16 protein-coding genes and 1 pseudogene are annotated in these 19,572 nt (G+C 36.6%); 1 reads left to right on the plus strand and 16 read right to left on the minus strand.

What is annotated here, in order from left to right:
* Window positions 1-9: 9 nt before the first annotated feature.
* The 9 genes from ffh to O3605_RS00450 all read right to left on the minus strand — a co-directional run bounded on the left by ffh (window position 10) and on the right by O3605_RS00450 (window position 8,397).
* Complete coding sequence (gene ffh, locus O3605_RS00410; protein ID WP_371585038.1) at window positions 10-1,581, minus strand: signal recognition particle protein; 1,572 nt, start codon at window positions 1,579-1,581, stop codon at window positions 10-12.
* Between the two features lie 17 nt (window positions 1,582-1,598).
* Window positions 1,599-1,814: a hypothetical protein gene (locus O3605_RS00415; protein ID WP_037606554.1), complete on the minus strand. Its 216-nt coding sequence runs from the start codon at window positions 1,812-1,814 to the stop codon at window positions 1,599-1,601.
* Between the two features lie 2 nt (window positions 1,815-1,816).
* The gene (locus tag O3605_RS00420; RefSeq protein WP_003001435.1) at window positions 1,817-2,149 is read right to left on the minus strand and encodes a putative DNA-binding protein; all 333 of its coding nucleotides are present in this window, start codon (window positions 2,147-2,149) and stop codon (window positions 1,817-1,819) included.
* Between the two features lie 80 nt (window positions 2,150-2,229).
* Window positions 2,230-3,174, minus strand: coding sequence for a 3-oxoacyl-[acyl-carrier-protein] synthase III C-terminal domain-containing protein (locus O3605_RS00425; protein WP_070505560.1), 945 nt, complete (start codon window positions 3,172-3,174; stop codon window positions 2,230-2,232).
* 12 nt (window positions 3,175-3,186) lie between these two features.
* Window positions 3,187-4,452, minus strand: coding sequence for a F390 synthetase-related protein (locus O3605_RS00430; RefSeq protein WP_070505561.1), 1,266 nt, complete (start codon window positions 4,450-4,452; stop codon window positions 3,187-3,189).
* Window positions 4,418-5,245 carry an MBL fold metallo-hydrolase gene (locus O3605_RS00435; protein ID WP_070505562.1) on the minus strand — a complete coding sequence of 276 codons (828 nt, stop codon included), beginning with the start codon at window positions 5,243-5,245 and terminating at the stop codon, window positions 4,418-4,420. The genes O3605_RS00430 and O3605_RS00435 overlap by 35 nt, the downstream gene beginning before the upstream one ends.
* The gene (locus O3605_RS00440; protein WP_371585039.1) at window positions 5,220-6,197 is read right to left on the minus strand and encodes an NAD-dependent epimerase/dehydratase family protein; all 978 of its coding nucleotides are present in this window, start codon (window positions 6,195-6,197) and stop codon (window positions 5,220-5,222) included. The genes O3605_RS00435 and O3605_RS00440 overlap by 26 nt, the downstream gene beginning before the upstream one ends.
* Window positions 6,194-7,471, minus strand: coding sequence for a glycosyltransferase (locus O3605_RS00445; protein ID WP_070505564.1), 1,278 nt, complete (start codon window positions 7,469-7,471; stop codon window positions 6,194-6,196). The genes O3605_RS00440 and O3605_RS00445 overlap by 4 nt, the downstream gene beginning before the upstream one ends.
* Before the next feature lie 227 nt (window positions 7,472-7,698).
* Window positions 7,699-8,397, minus strand: a complete 699-nt coding sequence (locus O3605_RS00450) for a GntR family transcriptional regulator (RefSeq protein WP_003016564.1) — start codon at window positions 8,395-8,397, stop codon at window positions 7,699-7,701.
* Window positions 8,398-8,525: 128 nt separating this feature from the next.
* On the opposite strand from O3605_RS00450, the gene guaA reads away from it, so the two are divergent.
* Window positions 8,526-10,091 carry a glutamine-hydrolyzing GMP synthase gene (gene guaA / locus O3605_RS00455; protein ID WP_070505565.1) on the plus strand — a complete coding sequence of 522 codons (1,566 nt, stop codon included), beginning with the start codon at window positions 8,526-8,528 and terminating at the stop codon, window positions 10,089-10,091.
* A 439-nt stretch (window positions 10,092-10,530) separates the two neighbouring features.
* Here the strand turns inward: guaA and O3605_RS00460 are convergent, their stop codons facing one another.
* From O3605_RS00460 to O3605_RS00485, 7 genes and pseudogenes are all read right to left on the minus strand, one after another.
* Entirely contained in the window at window positions 10,531-12,612 is a 2,082-nt protein-coding gene (locus O3605_RS00460; protein ID WP_371585040.1) for a GmrSD restriction endonuclease domain-containing protein, read from the minus strand.
* Entirely contained in the window at window positions 12,609-14,135 is a 1,527-nt protein-coding gene (locus O3605_RS00465; RefSeq protein ID WP_371585041.1) for a DUF262 domain-containing protein, read from the minus strand. The genes O3605_RS00460 and O3605_RS00465 overlap by 4 nt, the downstream gene beginning before the upstream one ends.
* Before the next feature lie 100 nt (window positions 14,136-14,235).
* Window positions 14,236-15,186 (minus strand): helix-turn-helix transcriptional regulator, encoded by a 951-nt coding sequence (locus O3605_RS00470; protein WP_371585042.1) that lies wholly within the window; start codon window positions 15,184-15,186, stop codon window positions 14,236-14,238.
* A 126-nt stretch (window positions 15,187-15,312) separates the two neighbouring features.
* On the minus strand, window positions 15,313-17,028 hold the full coding sequence (locus O3605_RS00475; protein WP_524539366.1) for an AAA family ATPase: 1,716 nt from the start codon (window positions 17,026-17,028) through the stop codon (window positions 15,313-15,315).
* Window positions 17,029-17,082: 54 nt separating this feature from the next.
* Window positions 17,083-17,178: pseudogene (locus O3605_RS09960) on the minus strand (DNA recombinase); the annotation flags it as partial.
* Between the two features lie 261 nt (window positions 17,179-17,439).
* Entirely contained in the window at window positions 17,440-18,183 is a 744-nt protein-coding gene (locus O3605_RS00480; protein WP_371585044.1) for a hypothetical protein, read from the minus strand.
* Between the two features lie 212 nt (window positions 18,184-18,395).
* Window positions 18,396-19,430 carry a hypothetical protein gene (locus O3605_RS00485; protein WP_347089414.1) on the minus strand — a complete coding sequence of 345 codons (1,035 nt, stop codon included), beginning with the start codon at window positions 19,428-19,430 and terminating at the stop codon, window positions 18,396-18,398.
* Window positions 19,431-19,572: the final 142 nt, after the last annotated feature.

Consider the following 19,572-nt stretch of genomic DNA (forward strand, 5'->3'; position numbering starts at 1 on the left):
TAGAAACGATTATTTCCGTTTTTTCTTATTTTTGCGCATTTGTTTGGCCATCTTGTTCATCGCCCGTTTCATCATAAATTCACCGGCTTTTCCTTTGAGACCGCCACCAAACATTTGGCTCATATCAGGCATTCCAGCGCCTCCGCTAAGAGCTGACAAGTCAGGCATGCCACCTTGTCCCATCATGCCTTCGAGGGCAGACATATCTGGCATTCCACCAGGCATATTCTTCGGCATGTTGTTTGGATTGAGCCCCATTTGTTTCATCATCTTGTTCATATCGCCAGAGAGGACGCCTTGCATCATCTGCTTGGCTTGGTTAAAGTCCTTGATGAATTTATTGACTTCGACAAAGGTGTTCCCTGATCCAGCTGCAATCCGACGACGACGGCTTGGATTTAATAAATCTGGATTTTCGCGTTCAGCTGGGGTCATGGATGATACAATTGCACGTTTGCGAGCAATTTCTCGTTCATCGACCTTGAGGTTCTTCATGGCAGGGTTATTGGCCATCCCTGGAAGCATCTTGAGCAGATCTTCCATTGGTCCCATGTTTTGAACTTGGTCTAATTGATCGATGAAATCGTTGAAGTCAAAGGTATTTTCCCGCATCTTTTCAGCGAGTTCAAGAGAGCGTTTCTCATCGTATTCTTGAGAAGCCTTCTCGATCAGTGTCAGCATATCCCCCATACCGAGGATCCGACCAGACATACGGTCTGGGTGGAAGGTTTCGATATCGGTGATTTTTTCACCAGTACCAGTGAACTTGATTGGTTTTCCAGTAATCTGACGAACAGAAAGGGCCGCACCACCACGGGTATCCCCATCGATCTTGGTCAAAATGACCCCGGTTACTTCGAGTTGTTCATTGAACTCACGCGCCACATTGGCCGCTTCTTGACCGATCATGGCATCGACAACCAAGAGGATTTCATTTGGTTCAGCTAGGGCTTTAACATCGCGCAACTCGCCCATAAGTTTTTCATCGATTTGCAGACGACCAGCTGTATCGATCAAGACATAATCATTGTGATTGGCTCTCGCCTGCTCCAAACCTTGACGAACGATCTCAACTGCAGGGGCTTCTGTACCAAGTGAGAAGACAGGAACATTGATCTGTTGACCAAGGGTCTTCAACTGGTCGATGGCTGCTGGACGATAGATATCGGCCGCAATCATCAAAGGACGTGCGTTTTCTTCCTTGACCAATTTGTTGGCCAATTTACCCGCAAAGGTTGTTTTACCAGCCCCTTGAAGACCGACCATCATGATAATGGTTGGAATCTTTGGAGATTTGATAATTTCTGCTGTTTCTGAACCCAAAATCGCTGTCAATTCTTCATCGACAATCTTCACGATTTGTTGGGCAGGGTTCAAGGTTTCAATGACTTCATGCCCTACAGCCCGTTCGCGGACCCGTTTGATGAAGTCTTTTACAACAGGGAGGGCAACGTCGGCCTCTAAGAGGGCTAGACGAATCTCTTTGGTTGCCTCTTGGACATCCGCTTCAGAGATTTTCCCTTTCTTACGAAGATTTTTAAAGACGTTTTGTAAACGTTCGGTTAAACTTTCAAATGCCATTATTTTCTCCTATTTTTTCAATTCAGTGGAAATCGTCCGAAATGTTGCAAACATTCTAGTTCTTCGGGTGTGACTTCTTTCATGATTTCATTTGGATATCCCCAACAGCTAAAACCTATTTGCATAGCTTTGGAGATATCATTGGGCGAGATAATCTGTAGTCGAGTAGGAAATACTTCCTCTGCGACTAATAGTTTGCAAGGTATTCCTTGATAAATGACGAGACTGCCCATAATCATTCCCGATTGTCAATGCTTGATAAAATTTCAACCTGCTCTTGTAGAAAAGTATCTTCCGGATAGCGTTCTAAAATCTGATCAAAAATCTGGCTGCGTACAATGTAATCGGAATACATATGGAGTTTCATTTCGTAGTCTTCCAAAATTTTTTCTGTACGTTTAATATTGTCATAGACCGCTTGACGGCTCACTCCAAACTCTTCTGCAATCTCAGCCAAGCTGTAGTCATCTGCGTAATAGAGCTCGATATAATTCATCTGCTTGTCCGTCAAGAGCGCTGCATAAAACTCAAAGAGCGCATTCATTCGGTTGGTTTTCTCAATTTCCATACCTTTCATTATATCAAAAAAGCCCGCTAAAGACTAGCGGGACTTGATTCTTTTTGAGCTTGAAGTAAGAGGATTCATCATTAAAGTTTCAGTGCCAACATATTGACCGTCATCCCTGCTGCAGTTCCCATCAAGAAGATGGTATCTCCTTCCTTCACATATCCGTGATCCAGTGCATAGGCTAGGCCGAAAGGTACGGCTACCGAAACCATATTTCCATAATCACTGACAATATTGAGGTACTTGTCTTTGCCGACTCCCAATTTATCCATGACGAGTGGCAAAGCGCGACTTGCTTGGTGGGGAATAATATAGTCTACAGCATCTTTAGAAATGCCTGATTTTTCTTGGAATTTTTGGAACATTTCTGGAATAACACGGGCAGAAAGCAAAAGAATTTTCTTCCCTTTCATGTCAAACATGAAATCAGTCTTGGTTGCTTCAGAGTACAATTTCGGATGATAAGCTGTCAAACCACCACGAATTTCGGTATCGTGGGCTCCCTCAGACCAGGTACGTTGCATACTAGCAATGATTCCTTTATCTTCCTTTGTTGCTTCAAAAATAAAGGCTGCAGCGCCATCGCTAAACAGTTCAAAGCTTTCTTTTTGTTTGGGATTAAGCCCTAGGCTTCCTACTTCACTGGATACAATCAGAACCCGTTGGTATTCACCACCTTCAATCAGATAAGAAACAGTGCTCAAAGCTGATACAAAACTGGTACAAGTGGTATTGATATCCATAGCAGGAATCGTCAGTCCCTTGGCCACGCGCTCATGTATAAGAGCTGCTGTACAAGGAATGGGCTGAACACCAACCGCACTAGCAGAAATCAGGCAGTCGATGTCTGTCATCTCAAGTCCTGCATGTTTTAAAGCTGCCTCAATCGCACGCGCTGCAAGATCAATCTGTGTTTCTTCTCCTTCTTTCACGCGGTAACGAGTCTGGTCTTTGAAAGTTACTGTATGAGCTGGAAGCGCTGTTCCATAGCCTTTAATTTGCAAATGTCTTTTTACGGTAGTCATAGGATTCTCCTTTTATTGAAGTCGTTGAACACGTTTTAATTTACGTGTTGAGTCCCATTGGTAATCGATAAATAGAATACTTGGGAGAATGAATTGTTTTTGCTGAGCTAAGAGTTCAAATTGAGTAAAGATCGCTTGCTCCATAGACTCTGTCCGGTGACTCAAGGCAATGGTAATGGATCCATCTGCCAACTGAGTTACTTGATAGTCCTGAATATTTTCGACAAAGAGAATGCACCGTCGAATAAAATCCGGATAGATCATCTGGCTACTGCCATCTTCTTTTTTGAAATAGAAGATATCATCTGATCGTCCTTCGATCTTTGCGATTCGAGTAAAGATGGAGCCACAAGGACAAGGGGACTTTTCTTCCACCAGAATATCATTGAGTCGGTAGCGATAGATGGGTTGACTCGTTCGTTTGAAATCCGTAATAATCGGATAAAAGCGGCTATCATCAAGATACTCTTTTTCGACATACAAAATATCTTCGTTGAGATGTAGATTGCCTTCTGAACAGGTACAAGCTAAAAATCCCTCTGTCGCTTGGTAGACCTGATCAACCTTGTCTAGTTGAAAGGCTTTGGCAATGATCTGTGCATCTCGATCTCCTAGGATCTCTGCGACAGAGACAACCTTGACGGGTTGGATAGGAAGTTGCTGATTGCTGACATAGTTGGCTAACTCAATCAAGGTTGAAGCTGGTGCGACCACAATGGTTGGTTGATAGTCTTTGAGACGATCTAAATGTTCCTTGCTATCCTTGAAAATATCAAAATATTCCAAGCGGATAAGGCCTGAATTAATGGTTTGATAGAGTTCATTATCCGCTCGTAAGAAAAAGGCAATGCGATGACCAACCAGGTTTCCTTTTGGCAACATCTTGGCTAAGATTGCTGCAGCCCACATACTTCTTTCTTTTTCTGTGGTGACAAAAACTCCTCGGTGGCCGGAAGTCCCAGAAGACAAGCCTACTGCTACTTCTCCATTCATCTCGGTAAAATCTCGCGTTTGTTCTCCGCGAATCGCCATCTCTAAAGCCTGATCTCGATCCACTCCCAGAGTATTGAGTTCATTGAAATGCGTCATCATGAAATGCTTATTCATGGTCCCAAAGGATTCAGGAGAATGAGTCTGGAAATAGGGAGACTGAGAAGTGATAAAAGTATGGTAGCGTGCCAATTGTTTATCTTGGTATCGCTTCAAGGCCTCTTTTGAACGGAATCGATGGCACCATCTGGTTTCAATAAAGGTTTTCAGAAAGACTGTTTTTTTCATTTAAAATCCTTTCAATCCGATCTTGCGGGTCGTGGCTGACCACAACTTGAATGCCATCTTGCAAGAGTGTTTCCAGCAAATCAGCTCCTTTTAAATAAGCCTTCTTATCATCCTGAACCAAGGAAGGAATGAGTCGCATTTTCCGTGTGAAAGGCAAGAGGTCTACTCCCCAAGAAAGATCTGCTCCAATAAAGAGCTTGAGCTCATCCAGATAAAGACAGCCTTGCCCTCTCGCATGCCCATCGATAGACGATACGAGAATGCTCCCATCACCAAAAAGATCCGCAGTCGGGCGATAGGGGAAAGCCGGATGCCTTTGATCTGCTTTGAGACAAGTCACCCGATCTTTGAAATCAGCTGGAAGAAACTCTTTAAAAATCAGATCTTTAAATTTCGGTTTTTGGTACACCTCATAGACTTCCTGGGTAACAACGAAATGAGCATTTGGAAAAAGTGCTGCTCCACCGAGATGATCAGGGTGCAAATGCGAAAGAATCACATAAGTAATTTCTGCCGGATCAATCCCCCGCTCTTGCAATAAATAATCGATCTGGTCTTCTTTTTTCATCTGCATTGGGGTGGCTAGACGGTACCAGAAATACCGAGCTTTTTTCTTAATCTCGTAGTGATAGCCGGTATCGTACAAAATATAGCCTTTTTCACGGTGCTGAATCAAAAAGACACCTGCTGGAAATTGCATTTTTTTATTCGGAATCCCTTTAAATAAGAGACCAGAATGACTACTACAATAGCCTGCTGGAAAATAATCAATGTGCTTGATCATGTTGGACATAATTGTCAATCCCTTCTTCAATGGTCATTTTTGGATAGTAGCCAAGTTCGATTTGAGCCTTTTGAATATCGAGGGTTTGGCTATATCGAAGGAGATAATAGGTATAGCGAGTCAATGGAGGTTCAGCTTTCAGATGGAATAATCGATACACTCCTTCAAGGCTATAGGCCGCACCTGCTACAAGACCTGCTGGAATCTTCCGATAGCGAATCTGTTCTCCCAATCCCTTTAATGTTGTTTCGGTCAAATACTTAAAGGTCTTTGGTTCCCCATTTGTAATATTATATACTTGTCCGTGTGCTTCTTTAGTTTCCAGAGCCAAGCGAATGGCTAGGGCAACATTCTCCACACAGGTCATATCCATGAGCTGCTCTCCTCCTCGAATCAAAGGAATTCCAATTTTTCGACTGAGGCGTAAGACACGAGGTAAAATGCTGGTATCCCCCACACCAAATAATCCTCTAGGGCGCAAGATGATACTTGGCACATCTGAATAGTCAGAAAAAAGTTTTTCAGACGCCAATTTGCTTCGGATGTAATTGTTGAGGTGATTTTCTGTTGGAGCATCACTTTCCTTGATGTTTAATTGATTTTTTCCAGCTGCGTAAATACTGGGAGAAGATACGTAAACCAAGCGTTTTACCGCATATTCACGGCACAATTCAAGGACATTTTGAGTGCCAACTACATTCGCCTGATAGAAGGCCTTCCAAGGTCCCCAGGCAGTGGATAAAGCTCCTGCATGAACCACAGCATCAACAGACTGAAATGCTTGTCTTACTTCCTCTATAGAGCTCAAATCCCCTTTCACAAATTGGACGCGCTCATTTTCCAGGGCCTTTCCAATCATTTCATTTCGGCCAAAAGCTACAATGGAATAGTCGTGATCTAATAACTCTTCGATCACGTATTTTCCAAGGAAGCCAGTCGCACCTGTTACAAGAATTTTCATAGTTTCCCATCCGTTCCACGTCTTAATAATCGTTGAATCTCAAACTCCAAGGTATCCAACGGCTTGTAGGTTTTTGAAAGTTTGTTTAGTCTTTCTAACTTTTCCCAAGATTCTTTTTCTAATAGGGCCTTAAAACCTGCTTGAATCTCTTCGGTGCGATTGCGATGTGCTTGAAAAGCAATTCCTGCTTCTACTCCTCGAATCGCATAGTCAAATTGGTCATAATCATGTGGCAAGATCAAGGCTGGTTTTTTAAATTCGATACACTGATAAAAGATTCCAGCTCCTCCATGGTGAATGACATAGTCCATCTGCGGAATATATTCTTTGTAGGGTAGATATGAGACGACCGTCACATTTGGCGCTACTTCTTCTTCAGAGAATTCCTTTGCTCCATCTCCTAAGGTGACGAAAAAGTGACATTCTGGATGCTCTTTGGCCAACTGCTTAGTTTGCTGAAGCAAGTTCTCCTTTGCCCAAGGTAACTGGGTTCCACATGTCACGAGTACCTTCGTCTTGTCCTCGTAAGGACTGAGATCTAAAGGATAATCTTCTGCATTTTCAAGCGAAGTCCCCAAAGGGCCAAGCCACGCATATTGATGAGGGAAGTGTGTTTTCAACTCCAGCTCCATCATACCAATTCCAAAGATGGCATAAGGAGAGTAGATTGTCTCCACTCCATTTTGATTGTACAACTTGAAATTGTAACGTTTTAAGCGTTTGCGTAAGAGGAAAGCGCCACAGTATTTTCCAATGCGCGTGACTTTACGGCATAGTGCTTGGATCTTCTCTTCCTTCTTCGTGCGCGCGACTCCCATCCCTCCGAAGAAGCAAGGAGGACCATAAGGAGTTTCGATTGCAAATTGGGTTGCCATAGTGGTGATCCAAGGAATTTCTAACTCTTCTGCCACAAAGCCAGCTGATAAAGTAATAAAATCAGCAATGACAATATCTGGACGGTTGACGCGCCACTCCTCTAACAATTGATCCGATACATGATTAATCAAATCAAGACTCCTAGACAATTGCCGATAAGCTGAAAAGAGATTGAGTTTCTTATCGTTATTAGCCGCACGTTCAAATTCTTCTACTTTGTCCTCTAGAATCGGAACGACAGTGAAGCCAAGACTTTCTGTAACGGCCTTTTTCTGAGGTCCTGTGAAAACCCGGATCTCCATCGAAGGATCATCTAATAAGGGTTTAACGAGATTTAAAGTTGGGTACAGATGCCCACTCAAGGGAACAGCTACCACATCGATTTTAATTTTTTTCATTTTTTCCTGCCTTATATCTTTTTTTAGATCTAAAACTAGCTTCTATCTATTAATTCGTAAAAAAAATCAAAAATTGAAGAAAAAATAAAATTTTTTTAAATCTTTTATTTTTGACCGTACTATCACTATTTAGAAAGAATGACTTCAACCAAAAAAGCTCCCAAATGCCAAAGAGAGAAAGTCTCCCAAACATTTGAAGAGTTTTTTTATTACTGTGAATTGCGAGCTTAGTTATTTTCCAAATAAAATTCGAACCGCTCACCGACATACTGACTTTTTACATACTCAAAAGCCGTCCCATCTTCAAAATAGGAAACCTGTGTCAGACCTAAAATAGCCTGTCCTTTTGAAATCTGTAAATAGTCCGCAATCTTATCCTTGGCCAATCGCGCATAGATGGTCTGGTGCGACTTTCCAATCTTATAGCCATGACGCTCCAAGGTTTGGAAGAAATGGCTGGTAACCTCTTCTCGATTGAAATTCTTAATAAATTTCTCTGGAATAGAGGCCACTTCATAAACAACAGGGATCCCATCGGCATACCGGACCCGTTCCATCCGAATGATGGTCTCTGTCTTATCAATGCCCAATTTATCCACTTCTTGGAGGCTGGGAATGGTTTTCCGGTAAGAAATCACTTGGCTAGAAGGTTCCTTGCCTTGCGATTTCATAATTTCTGTAAAACTGGTTGTGCCCCGCATTTTTTCTTGGACGCGCGTGCTAGTGATAAAGGTGCCACTTCCTACCCGTCTTTCAAGCACTCCTTCTTCAACCAGAAGGGTGATGGCCTGTCTAAGAGTCATCCGACTAACCTGAAATTTCTCCGCTAGATCGCGTTCGCTGGGAAGACGCTCCCCGATTTTCCATATTTTTTGATCAATCTCAGACTTAATCTGATCATGAATTTGAATGTAAGCTGGAATCATAACCTTGCTCTTTCTCTGTGTTATCTCTATTGTAGCGTAAAATTCCTAATTCTTCAATCAGAGATTGGTAAAGACAAGGCTTTTGTGTTAGAATAGAGGAAAGTAAATTTCTTTAAGAAGGGGATAAGATGACAAACCTATCAACTGATTTGCATGATGTTGAAAGAATCATCGTGCTTGACTACGGTAGCCAATACAATCAGCTTATTTCACGTCGGATTCGTGAAATTGGAGTCTTCTCAGAATTGAAGAGCCATAAGATTTCTGCTGATGAAGTTCGTGCAATCAATCCAGTTGGGATCGTTCTTTCAGGCGGACCAAACTCTGTATACGAGGAAGGTTCTTTTGATATCGATCCTGAAATTTTTGAACTCGGTATTCCAATCCTTGGAATCTGTTACGGGATGCAATTGCTGACCCATAAATTGGGCGGGAAGGTCGTTCCAGCAGGTGATGCTGGTAACCGCGAATATGGTCAATCTGAATTGACTTTGACAGAATCTTCTGCTCTTTTTGCTGGCACACCAGACAAACAATTGGTCTTGATGAGCCATGGGGATGCTGTTACAGAAATTCCGGCTGACTTTATCCGAACTGGTTCTTCTGCCGACTGTCCATTTGCATCGATTGAAAATCCAGGCAAGAAAATCTACGGAATCCAATTCCACCCTGAGGTTCGTCACTCTGTTCACGGTTATGATATCTTGCGTAACTTTGCCTTGAACATCTGTGGGGCTAAAGGTGACTGGACCATGGACAACTTCATTGATATGCAGATCAAAAAAATCCGTGAAACCGTCGGAGACAAACGTGTCCTTCTTGGTCTTTCAGGTGGTGTTGACTCTTCCGTTGTTGGGGTTCTCCTTCAAAAAGCCATCGGCGATCAATTGATCTGTATCTTTGTAGACCACGGTCTTCTTCGTAAAGGAGAAGCCGATCAAGTGATGGAGATGCTTGGTGGCAAGTTTGGTTTGAACATTGTCAAAGCAGATGCTGCAAAACGTTTCCTTGATAAGTTAGCTGGAGTATCTGATCCTGAGAAAAAACGGAAGATCATTGGTAACGAGTTTGTTTATGTCTTTGATGACGAAGCAAGTAAGCTCAAAGATGTGAAATTCTTGGCACAAGGAACTCTCTACACTGACGTGATCGAGTCTGGTACGGATACTGCTCAAACCATCAAGTCTCACCACAACGTTGGTGGACTTCCAGAAGATATGCAGTTTGAACTGATCGAGCCACTCAACACTCTTTATAAAGATGAAGTTCGTGCGCTTGGTACTGAGCTTGGTATGCCAGACCACATCGTATGGCGCCAACCATTCCCAGGCCCAGGTCTTGCCATCCGTGTTATGGGAGAAATCACTGAAGAAAAACTCGAAACCGTTCGTGAATCAGACGCTATCCTCCGTGAAGAAATCGCCAAAGCTGGTCTTGACCGCGATATCTGGCAATACTTCACTGTCAACACAGGCGTTCGTTCTGTTGGGGTTATGGGTGATGGCCGTACCTACGACTACACTATTGCCATCCGTGCGATCACTTCTATCGATGGAATGACAGCTGACTTTGCGAAGATTCCATGGGAAGTCCTCCAAAAAATCTCAGTCCGTATCGTAAACGAAGTTGACCACGTCAACCGCATCGTCTACGATATCACAAGCAAACCACCTGCAACTGTAGAGTGGGAATAAAATATAATAGTAACTTAGGCTTAGAATCCTTGATTTAACAGCATTTTAACTTATTATAAAAAGTTAAAAATCAATCAAAATTGATTGGTTCCCCACCAAAAGCCCCACCAGAATTTTTCTGGTGGGGCGCTTTTTATTTTAATGATGCAAACGCAAATATTATTTAGGAGTGATTAAAGTATATACACTTAAAATAGAGAGCCAAAAATCTAGTGAGTATAAAACTTTTCTCGAGTATGGATAGCTGCCAAGATATCAGCATAAAGCTCAGGCGTCAAGTCTTGCTTTTGAAGTTCCTCATACAAATATTCTTTTTTATGTGTTTTTCTCCTCAATGCTAGTACACTTATGCTCAGCTCATATAACAAAAAGATATAATCGTTACTACCTATTAGATAGATAGTAAATTTTGAATATTTTTTATCAAAATACATCACAATTACTTATCGTTCAATTTATTTCTAAAGTATTCAGCTAATTTTATAAAAGATGCTGGAGATTTGGTCCACTTTGAATATGTTTCATCCTCATATTTTTTAAATTCATAATGATCACCGTAAAATCTAACTTCATAAAGTTTTTTAATATGAAGAACCCTATCTCTAGTGCCTATACCAGGCTCACTTGTATAATATGAATCAATTTTAAATTCTTTTAGTTTCTCTTTCAATGCTAATAAATGAATATCAAAGTTTCTTGCTCTAGAATTTTTATTAGGAATTAGAAGCATTTCATCTGGTCTACCTAACCAGTTAGGGGCTTTTAATCTATACTGTGAACGGTTCATTTTATTGAACATTACCTGGTAGTACGAAATAAAAATATATCGCCAATCTTGCTCATCTATACTATTTATGTTTTCATTTATTATCCTCTTATACTCAAACTCTAATGGTTTATTTACATCAATCGAATCTAGTAGTTTTTTAACATATTTATTTTTAGAAGAAAATAATCGTTTTAAACTTGGTGTACTTGAACTTTCATTAGGATCATCTTGGCAAAGTGTTTTATAGCTATCTACATTTAATGTATAGTCTCCAAAAGAAAGCAAAGCCGTTCTTAACAATATACCTTCTTTAGGTTTCGTATCTTCAAACATAGTACTTATCTTATCCCAATAAGAACTTATTTTCGAGTATTTAACAGCTGTAGAATCAGTACCTTCAAAATAAAAGCTACTTCTAATTTGTCCACCAAAATAAACATGATTTTCCGCATTAAATATCACTTCTGATTGGGATGGATCTTCTAAAATTAATTTCGCTTTATCTATCTCTTCGTTAACCTGTTCTATACTAAAACCTGTAATTCTGTTATTTTGAGACAAATAATAGATAAGGTCTGAAACATGGCCAATTTGCTCATTTATACCTCGAATTGCTCTTTCGTAAGGTTGTTGATAATCGATTTCAGAGTTATCTGTTAAGTTTCTAAAAATACGATACCAACTCTTAAACTTATCATCTAATATTTTTCCAGAATGAAGTAAATACAAAGAAATGAAGTGAAAATAGACTCTATCTTTTAAAGTCTTATTTATGATAGCTTCTTCCAAAACTTGTGAAACCTTTGAGTTCTCATTCTCCGTTAAAAAGTCAAGTACTCTTGCAATCAATTCTATATGTTCTAACTTAATATCTTCAAATAAAATATTAGTTGTCCAATTTTCACGTTGAGAATAATCTAGTGAATCTAAGTTATTAATCAGTGCAATCTCAAATAAATTTAAAAAGTTTATATCAAATCTATTTTTATCAAATCTCCAAATAGTATCAGTCCATTTTGTATCAAGCTTAAGTGCTATATCGTTTGCTAACTTAGTGTCTATCTCATGTACTCTTGAAATAAATCTTGCTTTAAAATTTTCAAAATCAGTTAGAGGACGTCCTCTAGAGTTCAATTTAATGTATAGTTCATCCTCTGAACCTAAGTCTTCGATATCGAGGAAATTGAAAGCAACTCTATAATTTGTTTCTGATGTTAATACCTCTGAATAGTTGTATTGAAAATCAAAAAAATCAGTTATCCCATCTAAGGTTACTAGTGCACCTTGAATAGTAGGATCTAATATCCACGAATCTGCAAACCATGCCGCATCTTTTATTATTTCAGACGGTTTCTCTTCGAGTTGAAAAATTAATTTTCTGTATTCAAATAAACTAGTGAAAAATTGCTTGGACGAATCTCTTGTTTCATAGGAAAAATTGCTAAGAAAATCACAAGTATCACTATCTCTAAAGGCAAAAAGGTATACTAAAAACAAAGTTGTAAGTCGCTGCTGACCATCTAGTGGTATAAAATTCCCATTATGCGATTTTCCATAAATAAAATTAAGGTCTAAAGTCGGCACTTCACTGTTAATTAAAGCAGAATTTATATCAATTAATAATTGTTTTCTGACCTCGGTAGTTCTTAAATCTTTCCTACCTTGCGCATAATCGCGCTGAATTAGTGGAATTACAATGCGATAAATTTCTAAAAGAGACTTTAAGTCATATTTATCATCAACCATACTCATATTTTCTCCCCGTCATTGCCAAAGAATTTATTAAATTCAAGCTTCATTGCCTTAATGTAATCAGTTTTATCATTGTCTGACCAAACCTCAAAATTTTCAATTTCATCACTATATACTTTCAAAAATATATTTCTAGTACAAACTGGAACAAAACGACCTTTAGCATCCACATCTATAATAATTTTCCTTTTTTGTTCAAATGGACTATCTCGATATGAGCGATTTGTTTTAGCGTCTAGTAAAGTTAGATTCCCTAAACCATCATCAGATTCTGCCGTTTCATCAGCTGTAGCATGAATATGCTCAATATCCCACTTTTGAGTTTTATAAATATCAAACGGAAAACGATACTGTTTCTCACTTTTATTTATCAAAGTTACTAAGTTAAACAGTAGTAATACATTTTTAATTCTTTTATCTCCGTATACTAATTCATCTAGCGAATCAATTTCAGGAATAGTATCAAATGCTAATTTTTTTAACTCATAGAAAGCTTCTGATTTTTTCTTGTCTCTTGTCGCCTTAAATACTTTATCTAGATTTTTACCATCTAAAGAAAGCAGATAACCAATTAAATGATATTTATTTAAATCTAAATACCAATTATTTAATTCTTCAAATTGTCTTTGGACTTTTGACCAGAAATCTGATATAAACTCTGATTTATTTTCTGCTCCCTTATATTCTTCATATAATGAATAAAAGGTGGAGTATTTGTCGACTTTGTACTCTTCAGAATTCCCATGTATAAGTAAATTGAAAAGAAAATCTATTTTTGTATCATAAACTTCATTATTGGTCAAAAACTGCCAAAAAGAATCCTGTTGAAGTCTATGTTCTATTTGATTCCATGCAATAGATCGATGTATTCTATCGCTCTCTTCTCCAATTTTATAATTATTTTTGTCGAGTATCAAAGCTTTAATAAGTTCAGCATTTGTTAACGGTATTTTCCCTATATTAACTTTTGTAAAAATCTTTATAGGCTCTTCTGTTTCATCAATCTCATACCAAATAAAAAACACATTTTCTGTAAGAACCTTATAGATATCATTCAAAGCATTAATTGAGTTTATTTCTTCGCGATTAACCCATTTATCTATTGCTTCAAAGGCTTTACTGATATGACTAGCATCAATGTCAATATTTTCGATTTCTTCATAAGTATCAAAATTTAAATTCTTTAAATAGTTTCCACTCTGTTTTCGGGTTTCGTACTCTAAATCAAAAAAATCATATTGATTAGTCCTTCTACGGCCATTGTTGAATTCAGCAGACATAAATTTAAGAAATATATAAATACTAGTCAGTCTTTGCTGGCCATCAACAACATCGTAAGTGTCATCAGCGACTTTTTTTACGATTAATGGTTGTAGACAATATTTATAATCAGTGTTATGATTATAAAAATCATCTAATAAAGTTGTAACCTCATACTCAGTCCACCGATAGCCTCTTTGATATGATGGAACGTTAAACTTAAGACCTCTTAAATCTTCAATTTTCTTTTCTGAAATTCCCATTTTTAATCACCTATTTCATTTATTTTTGCTTTTAAACACTAAAACCTTTATTATTATAAAAAAGTTAACAAAATTTCAAATTAAAGATATTTTTCTAAGTTTAGTCAATATAATTTGCTTGCATTTTGTTAATAAGAGTCTTCACATCATCAATTAACGATTGAGGAGACAATACCCTTAGAGATTCCGCTTGGCTCAACAACCACCTCTTCAACCCTGGTGTATCTTGACTCACAAATTCAATAATATTCCCATTTGATGTTTTTTCAATAATTTTTGCTGTTGGGAATTGATCAACAACAATTGCTGGGTCATTCGTGAATAGGACTCTGATGTTTAACTCTTTTCCTATGAATGGATCTACACGTTTATTACGAATTTCTCCATCACGAAATTTTCTTCCATATGAAAGAGAAGGTTTTTCTTTTTTAGATTCTGTCCAACTAAGTATTCTATCTAATTTTAAAGTCATATAAGAATTAAATAGCAAATTATAGGCTACTATATAAAAATAATGAGTATCATAGTAAAGAGAAACTGGAAAAATTGTATGTCTCTTTTTAGTATTATAAGGAGATTGATAATCAATGTCTAAGACCAGCTCCTTACGAATCAATTCAGACCATTCCCAAACCTTATCAATACGATTTTGTGTGTCTGATAATGGTGCATAATTTAGCAACTCACTTGCAATAATACTAGAAACTTCTTTTTGCTCATCTTTTGAAATAAGTGCCAATAAACTATCAAGTAAGGACTTGTTTTCTTCCTTATTCAAAGAACGATTTTCTAGCAAAATCTTTGAAATTATAAGAATATCCTTTTTATTAAATAAAGATTTCCCTTTTAAATACCTAGTATGATGCCTTGTATCGTAGGCAAGCTCTGCTGCAACCATCGGTTGTGTATCTAAGAAACCAGACAGGAGAGAAAAATCTCGTTGTATAGTCTTTTCACTAACACCAAATTCATCTGCAAGCTGAGTTTTAGATAAATGCGCACCAGACTGTAATCGTAAAAATATAGTTAATAAGCGTTCTTGGTCGTTCATATAATTCTAAATCCTTTAACAATATTATAACATTTCCAATAGCTTAGATTCAATCAATTTACTAGTTCAAATCTTCTACCGATACTACTACCTATTTCTTCTTTTAAAGTCTATTATAGGTTCCTTCTACCTTCCGAATCCTATCAACGACATTAATTTTGATGATTTTGCTTCAATAGCTACAATGGCCTTATTGATATCTGTCAAAGTAATTTGATTTAAAAAGGTATCATCTTCTAACTGATTCTTATCACCTTTAATCACTCGTTGCGCTTGACTGAAGACAATCTCATCTACTAATTTTCGGACGTATCTAGCATTTCCAAAGTTTCTAGAATTGACAACTTCTGAAAAATGCTGATGTAGTACTGTCTTACAATCATCGGTTAATTGATAATATCTCTTATTTATCATTAATTCCAAAATAGCAATTAGTTGATCAATTGTATAATCTAAAAATTTTATTTCTCTGGAAATTCTAGAGGATAGCCCTGGATTAGTTTCAATGAATTTGGCCATCAATTCTTCATACCCAGCAAAAATAACCAATACCTCATCCCGACGATTTTCCATTTCTTGTATAATCGCTGAAATAGCTTCATGTCCAAAATCTCTCTCACTACTCGGAATAAGGCTATAGGCCTCATCTATAAAGAGTACTCCCCCTTTTGCTTCATCAAAAGCTCTTTTTACTTTTGGAGCAGTCTGTCCGACATATTCACCAACAAGGTCCGCACGACCTACTTCCACTAACTTATTCTCTTGAATTATCTTGTTATTGTATAAAATTTTTGTATAAAGCCTAGCCACTATAGTTTTACCAGTTCCAGGATTTCCGGAAAAAACGAGATGACGATTTAGTATTTCATTACTAAACCCATGAGCCTGACGCAATGCGGAAACTTGATTATATGCTAACTGCTGATTTAAAACTACTTTCACTTCTTCTAAACCGATTAATTCACTCAACTTTTTCTCCGCATTTTCTTCGTCTTCAACTGAAGACTCATTTTGGGGAATAAATCCATCCAGACTTAATTCGTTTTTATCTGAAGGATCATAATCATTTTGTACTGCAAATTCAACAAGCTCTTGAACAAAAAGACGAACTTCTTTAGCATCCTTTAGTACTTTATTTTCAGCTATTAATTGTTCATAGTCTTCATTACTCAACTGAATACCTTTTTGATTTAACATTTGAAGGCCGATTTCTTTAAGCTCTGCTTCATCATATTGCGGAAAATTCACAATTGATACTTTACCAAAATCTTCAAGCAACTCTTTTTTTATAGATTCTGCCTCTTGGATAGTTCTCGTAATAATGATGTTAATTGAATGCCCCTTCTTTTGTCTAATTGTATCGTAAATATCTGATTTTGTTTTTGGCCTTACTGAAAGATAATCAACTAATATTGGGACATCTTTTTCGCTTATCTTAGGAATAGAAAAATTATTACAATTTACAAATATTGCATTCATTTCAAAAAGAGACATAAGAAATTTGATAGCAAACTTACGGCCAGTTCCCCTCTCACCATTAAAAATATAAAAGTGTTGCTGTTGTTCTTTATTATTTATTTTTTCTTGAAATGAAAGATATGTAATTAGCTCTTGAACGACATTCTTAAAATCGATGAGACCACAAATATTTTTCAATTCTTCCAACTTCTCCAAATGAGGCTTTAGCTGATGAGACAGTGTCTCTTTACTTGCACTTAGTAAGAATTTCACTAGCTCTCTTCTATCACTTGTTTCAAGTTTCTTTATAAAATCACTTTCTGTTAAAGTTTTAACTTTATTTAATGTAAACTCATAATCAAAAAAATCCTTTATTTTCCCCATAATTTCTTGATCATTGTAATTTTCTTGAGAAATAAGGTAATAATCTTCATCCTCTTTTAATAGTAATAAACGATTAGTCTTGATAAAATCTTCTGATTGAGTTTTTAAGAAATCATCAGGATTCTTAAACTCGACTTGATAATAATGCAATTAATTTCACCTCTTTTTATTGATAATTTAAGTCTACAAAAAAGAGTGGACGTTTCTTGTCCACTCAATTGTTGTTAAGAAAAAAATTTAAAAAGAAAAATCTTATTATTTGTTTAGCAAATTACTAATAAAATCCTTATTAACTGCCAGCTAAAAGCAAATAACAAATGTAAGACTTATTGTTTAGTTTACCAATTTGTATAAGAAACAATCATTTAGGAGTGACGATAGTATATATACCTAAAATAGAGATACACTATTTTAGTGAATCTTGGGTCTTTTTCGAGTAAATATAGTTGCTAAGGTATTAGCATAAAGTCCAGGCGTGAAATCTTGATTTTGAACCTTCTCCAGTAATTGTACAAAATATTCCTTCTCAGTACCCTTTGTAGTAGAAATCAGATCTAACAAAAATCTATTTAATTCACCAGCTGCGTTTTCTGAGCTGTAGGATTCATAAAATTTTTGATAAAATTTATCGTATTCCTCGTTTTTTTTGAGTAAGTTCACTTCCTCTTGCTTATCTAACAGTTGTTGATAAGAGACATTAAGATCAAGCCAATCTTTTTCAAACTGCTCGAGTAATTTGTCTGAGACTTTTTTCCTATTATAATATAATTTTATCAAAGGTATAATATCTATCCATGCCTGATCAATAAAAACTTTAACAATCTTGTCTTTAAAGATAAGTAAAGGCTTATCATCACATGTATGCACACGATATCCATCTGACTGTAATTTATCTATCATGTCTTCAATATGAGTTTCTGATGTATTGACTATATATTGTTTCAGCCATTGTGGCATATTAGGATCTTGGATATGCCAAGACGCGCTCAAATATTTACAATCATTTCTTCTAGTTTCATCTTTTTCTAGACGACCTGGTACTCGTGTGCTAGAAATGGTATATTTTTCAACGATATCTCCTTTTTGATAATATTCATTGTGAAAGCGTTCGTATTTATTAGGTCTATGAATTTTTGTTCTATAAATTAGTTTCATTACTACTCCTTTATTATTTAAAAGCTTGGTTGGAAATCATTACGCATACCATTGGATATAAAATAATAATAATAATTTATTAAATTATTATTATCGAGGAATGCATTTTTGAATAGTATTAAATACTAAAGCAGTAAATAACCTTATTCTCATATCGTTTTCAACTGAGCTAAATGTTTTTATCATTTATCTAAATTTTCTTCTTAAAAGTGTTAAACGATTAATTCTGAAAGTTCCATGTACCAAAAATCAAAATATTCATTAATATATAACAATACGTTGAATAATTTAAGAAATTCCTTCTTTGAAATTTCACTCTCCCAACGACCGTGACTAATCATGTGTCTATTGACACTATTAGATTTAAAACAGGGTGTAAATTTAAAAAAGTTCTCTAACCAATTCATTAACCCTGTATCATAAAGACTTTTGCTAATAAGAGCATCTTGAAACTTTTGATCTAAATCTTTCACTGCACTACTTCCAACTTTAATATTGCCTCTTTTATTGCTTTCGAATGTTTGAGCAGTTGTCCTCTCATTAAATCTGTTGATAGCCCCATCAATAGCAATTGTTGCTAGCGTATATGCTGAATAATAATTTTCACTTTGGTACGAAGCAAGTAATGATTTTATTAACGGTTGTGAATACCAGTTTGAATTTTCTATGTCAGATACTTTTTCTACATTTTCAAGATAATCTTCTAACTGTTCATACCATTCTTTTTCTAGGCTTTCTAAATTATCTGGAATTAAGTCATACAGTAAATCCTTATTCTGAAAATAAATTACCCAACCTTCGCTTGCAAAAAATAATATGTTTTCATTAATCTTTTCAAACTCTTCTTCTGAATAATAAGGCTGATGTAATTTAATAGTTTCGCTTAATTTTGAAAGCATATCAAGATATGACTTTTCAAAGTTTGCGACAATATTATTGGCAGCCTCTTGTACCGTTTTGAAGAAATCAATCTGTTTTGCATGTATTTCAGCATATACTTTTGTAATATCTTCTATTTCACCGTTTTTTACTGCCTCAATATATTTTAACGTTGGAGAATTTAATATTACATGTCTAACTGCTTTAACAGTTGATAATTGAGTAGCTGCTAAGCCAGCTTCTATTCGTGCAAGATCACCTAAAGCCATTATTGGAATTGATAGTCTAGCAAAATTACCAATTGTCATTTTGAGTCCATTTTCACTAATAGGGATCTGATCTTGAACTTTATTTGACTCTTTTTTCATACAATCATCCAAATAAAGTAAATTGATACTTTAGTCGCTTTACCTTATTTATATCCTTCATACTTATAATCATATAGTAATTATTATATCATTAATTAATGATATTTTTGAGGTAAATCTCACTAGTTTTTCATTATAAAGT

The sequence above is a fragment of the Streptococcus sp. 27098_8_99 genome, from assembly GCF_041431935.1.
Taxonomy (GTDB): Bacteria; Bacillota; Bacilli; order Lactobacillales; family Streptococcaceae; genus Streptococcus; species Streptococcus parasanguinis_D.

Excerpts from the sequence above, each read along its gene's own strand:
- ffh (WP_371585038.1), bottom strand. The coding sequence starts at position 1,581 with ATGGCATTTGAAAGTTTAACCGAACGTTTACAAAACGTCTTTAAAAAT.
- O3605_RS00415 (WP_037606554.1), bottom strand. The coding sequence starts at position 1,814 with ATGGGCAGTCTCGTCATTTATCAAGGAATACCTTGCAAACTATTAGTC.
- O3605_RS00420 (WP_003001435.1), bottom strand. The coding sequence starts at position 2,149 with ATGGAAATTGAGAAAACCAACCGAATGAATGCGCTCTTTGAGTTTTAT.
- O3605_RS00425 (WP_070505560.1), bottom strand. The coding sequence starts at position 3,174 with ATGACTACCGTAAAAAGACATTTGCAAATTAAAGGCTATGGAACAGCG.
- O3605_RS00430 (WP_070505561.1), bottom strand. The coding sequence starts at position 4,452 with ATGAAAAAAACAGTCTTTCTGAAAACCTTTATTGAAACCAGATGGTGC.
- O3605_RS00435 (WP_070505562.1), bottom strand. The coding sequence starts at position 5,245 with ATGTCCAACATGATCAAGCACATTGATTATTTTCCAGCAGGCTATTGT.
- O3605_RS00440 (WP_371585039.1), bottom strand. The coding sequence starts at position 6,197 with ATGAAAATTCTTGTAACAGGTGCGACTGGCTTCCTTGGAAAATACGTG.
- O3605_RS00445 (WP_070505564.1), bottom strand. The coding sequence starts at position 7,471 with ATGAAAAAAATTAAAATCGATGTGGTAGCTGTTCCCTTGAGTGGGCAT.
- O3605_RS00450 (WP_003016564.1), bottom strand. The coding sequence starts at position 8,397 with ATGATTCCAGCTTACATTCAAATTCATGATCAGATTAAGTCTGAGATT.
- guaA (WP_070505565.1), top strand. The coding sequence starts at position 8,526 with ATGACAAACCTATCAACTGATTTGCATGATGTTGAAAGAATCATCGTG.
- O3605_RS00460 (WP_371585040.1), bottom strand. The coding sequence starts at position 12,612 with ATGAGTATGGTTGATGATAAATATGACTTAAAGTCTCTTTTAGAAATT.
- O3605_RS00465 (WP_371585041.1), bottom strand. The coding sequence starts at position 14,135 with ATGGGAATTTCAGAAAAGAAAATTGAAGATTTAAGAGGTCTTAAGTTT.
- O3605_RS00470 (WP_371585042.1), bottom strand. The coding sequence starts at position 15,186 with ATGAACGACCAAGAACGCTTATTAACTATATTTTTACGATTACAGTCT.
- O3605_RS00475 (WP_524539366.1), bottom strand. The coding sequence starts at position 17,028 with ATGGGGAAAATAAAGGATTTTTTTGATTATGAGTTTACATTAAATAAA.
- O3605_RS00480 (WP_371585044.1), bottom strand. The coding sequence starts at position 18,183 with ATGAAACTAATTTATAGAACAAAAATTCATAGACCTAATAAATACGAA.
- O3605_RS00485 (WP_347089414.1), bottom strand. The coding sequence starts at position 19,430 with ATGAAAAAAGAGTCAAATAAAGTTCAAGATCAGATCCCTATTAGTGAA.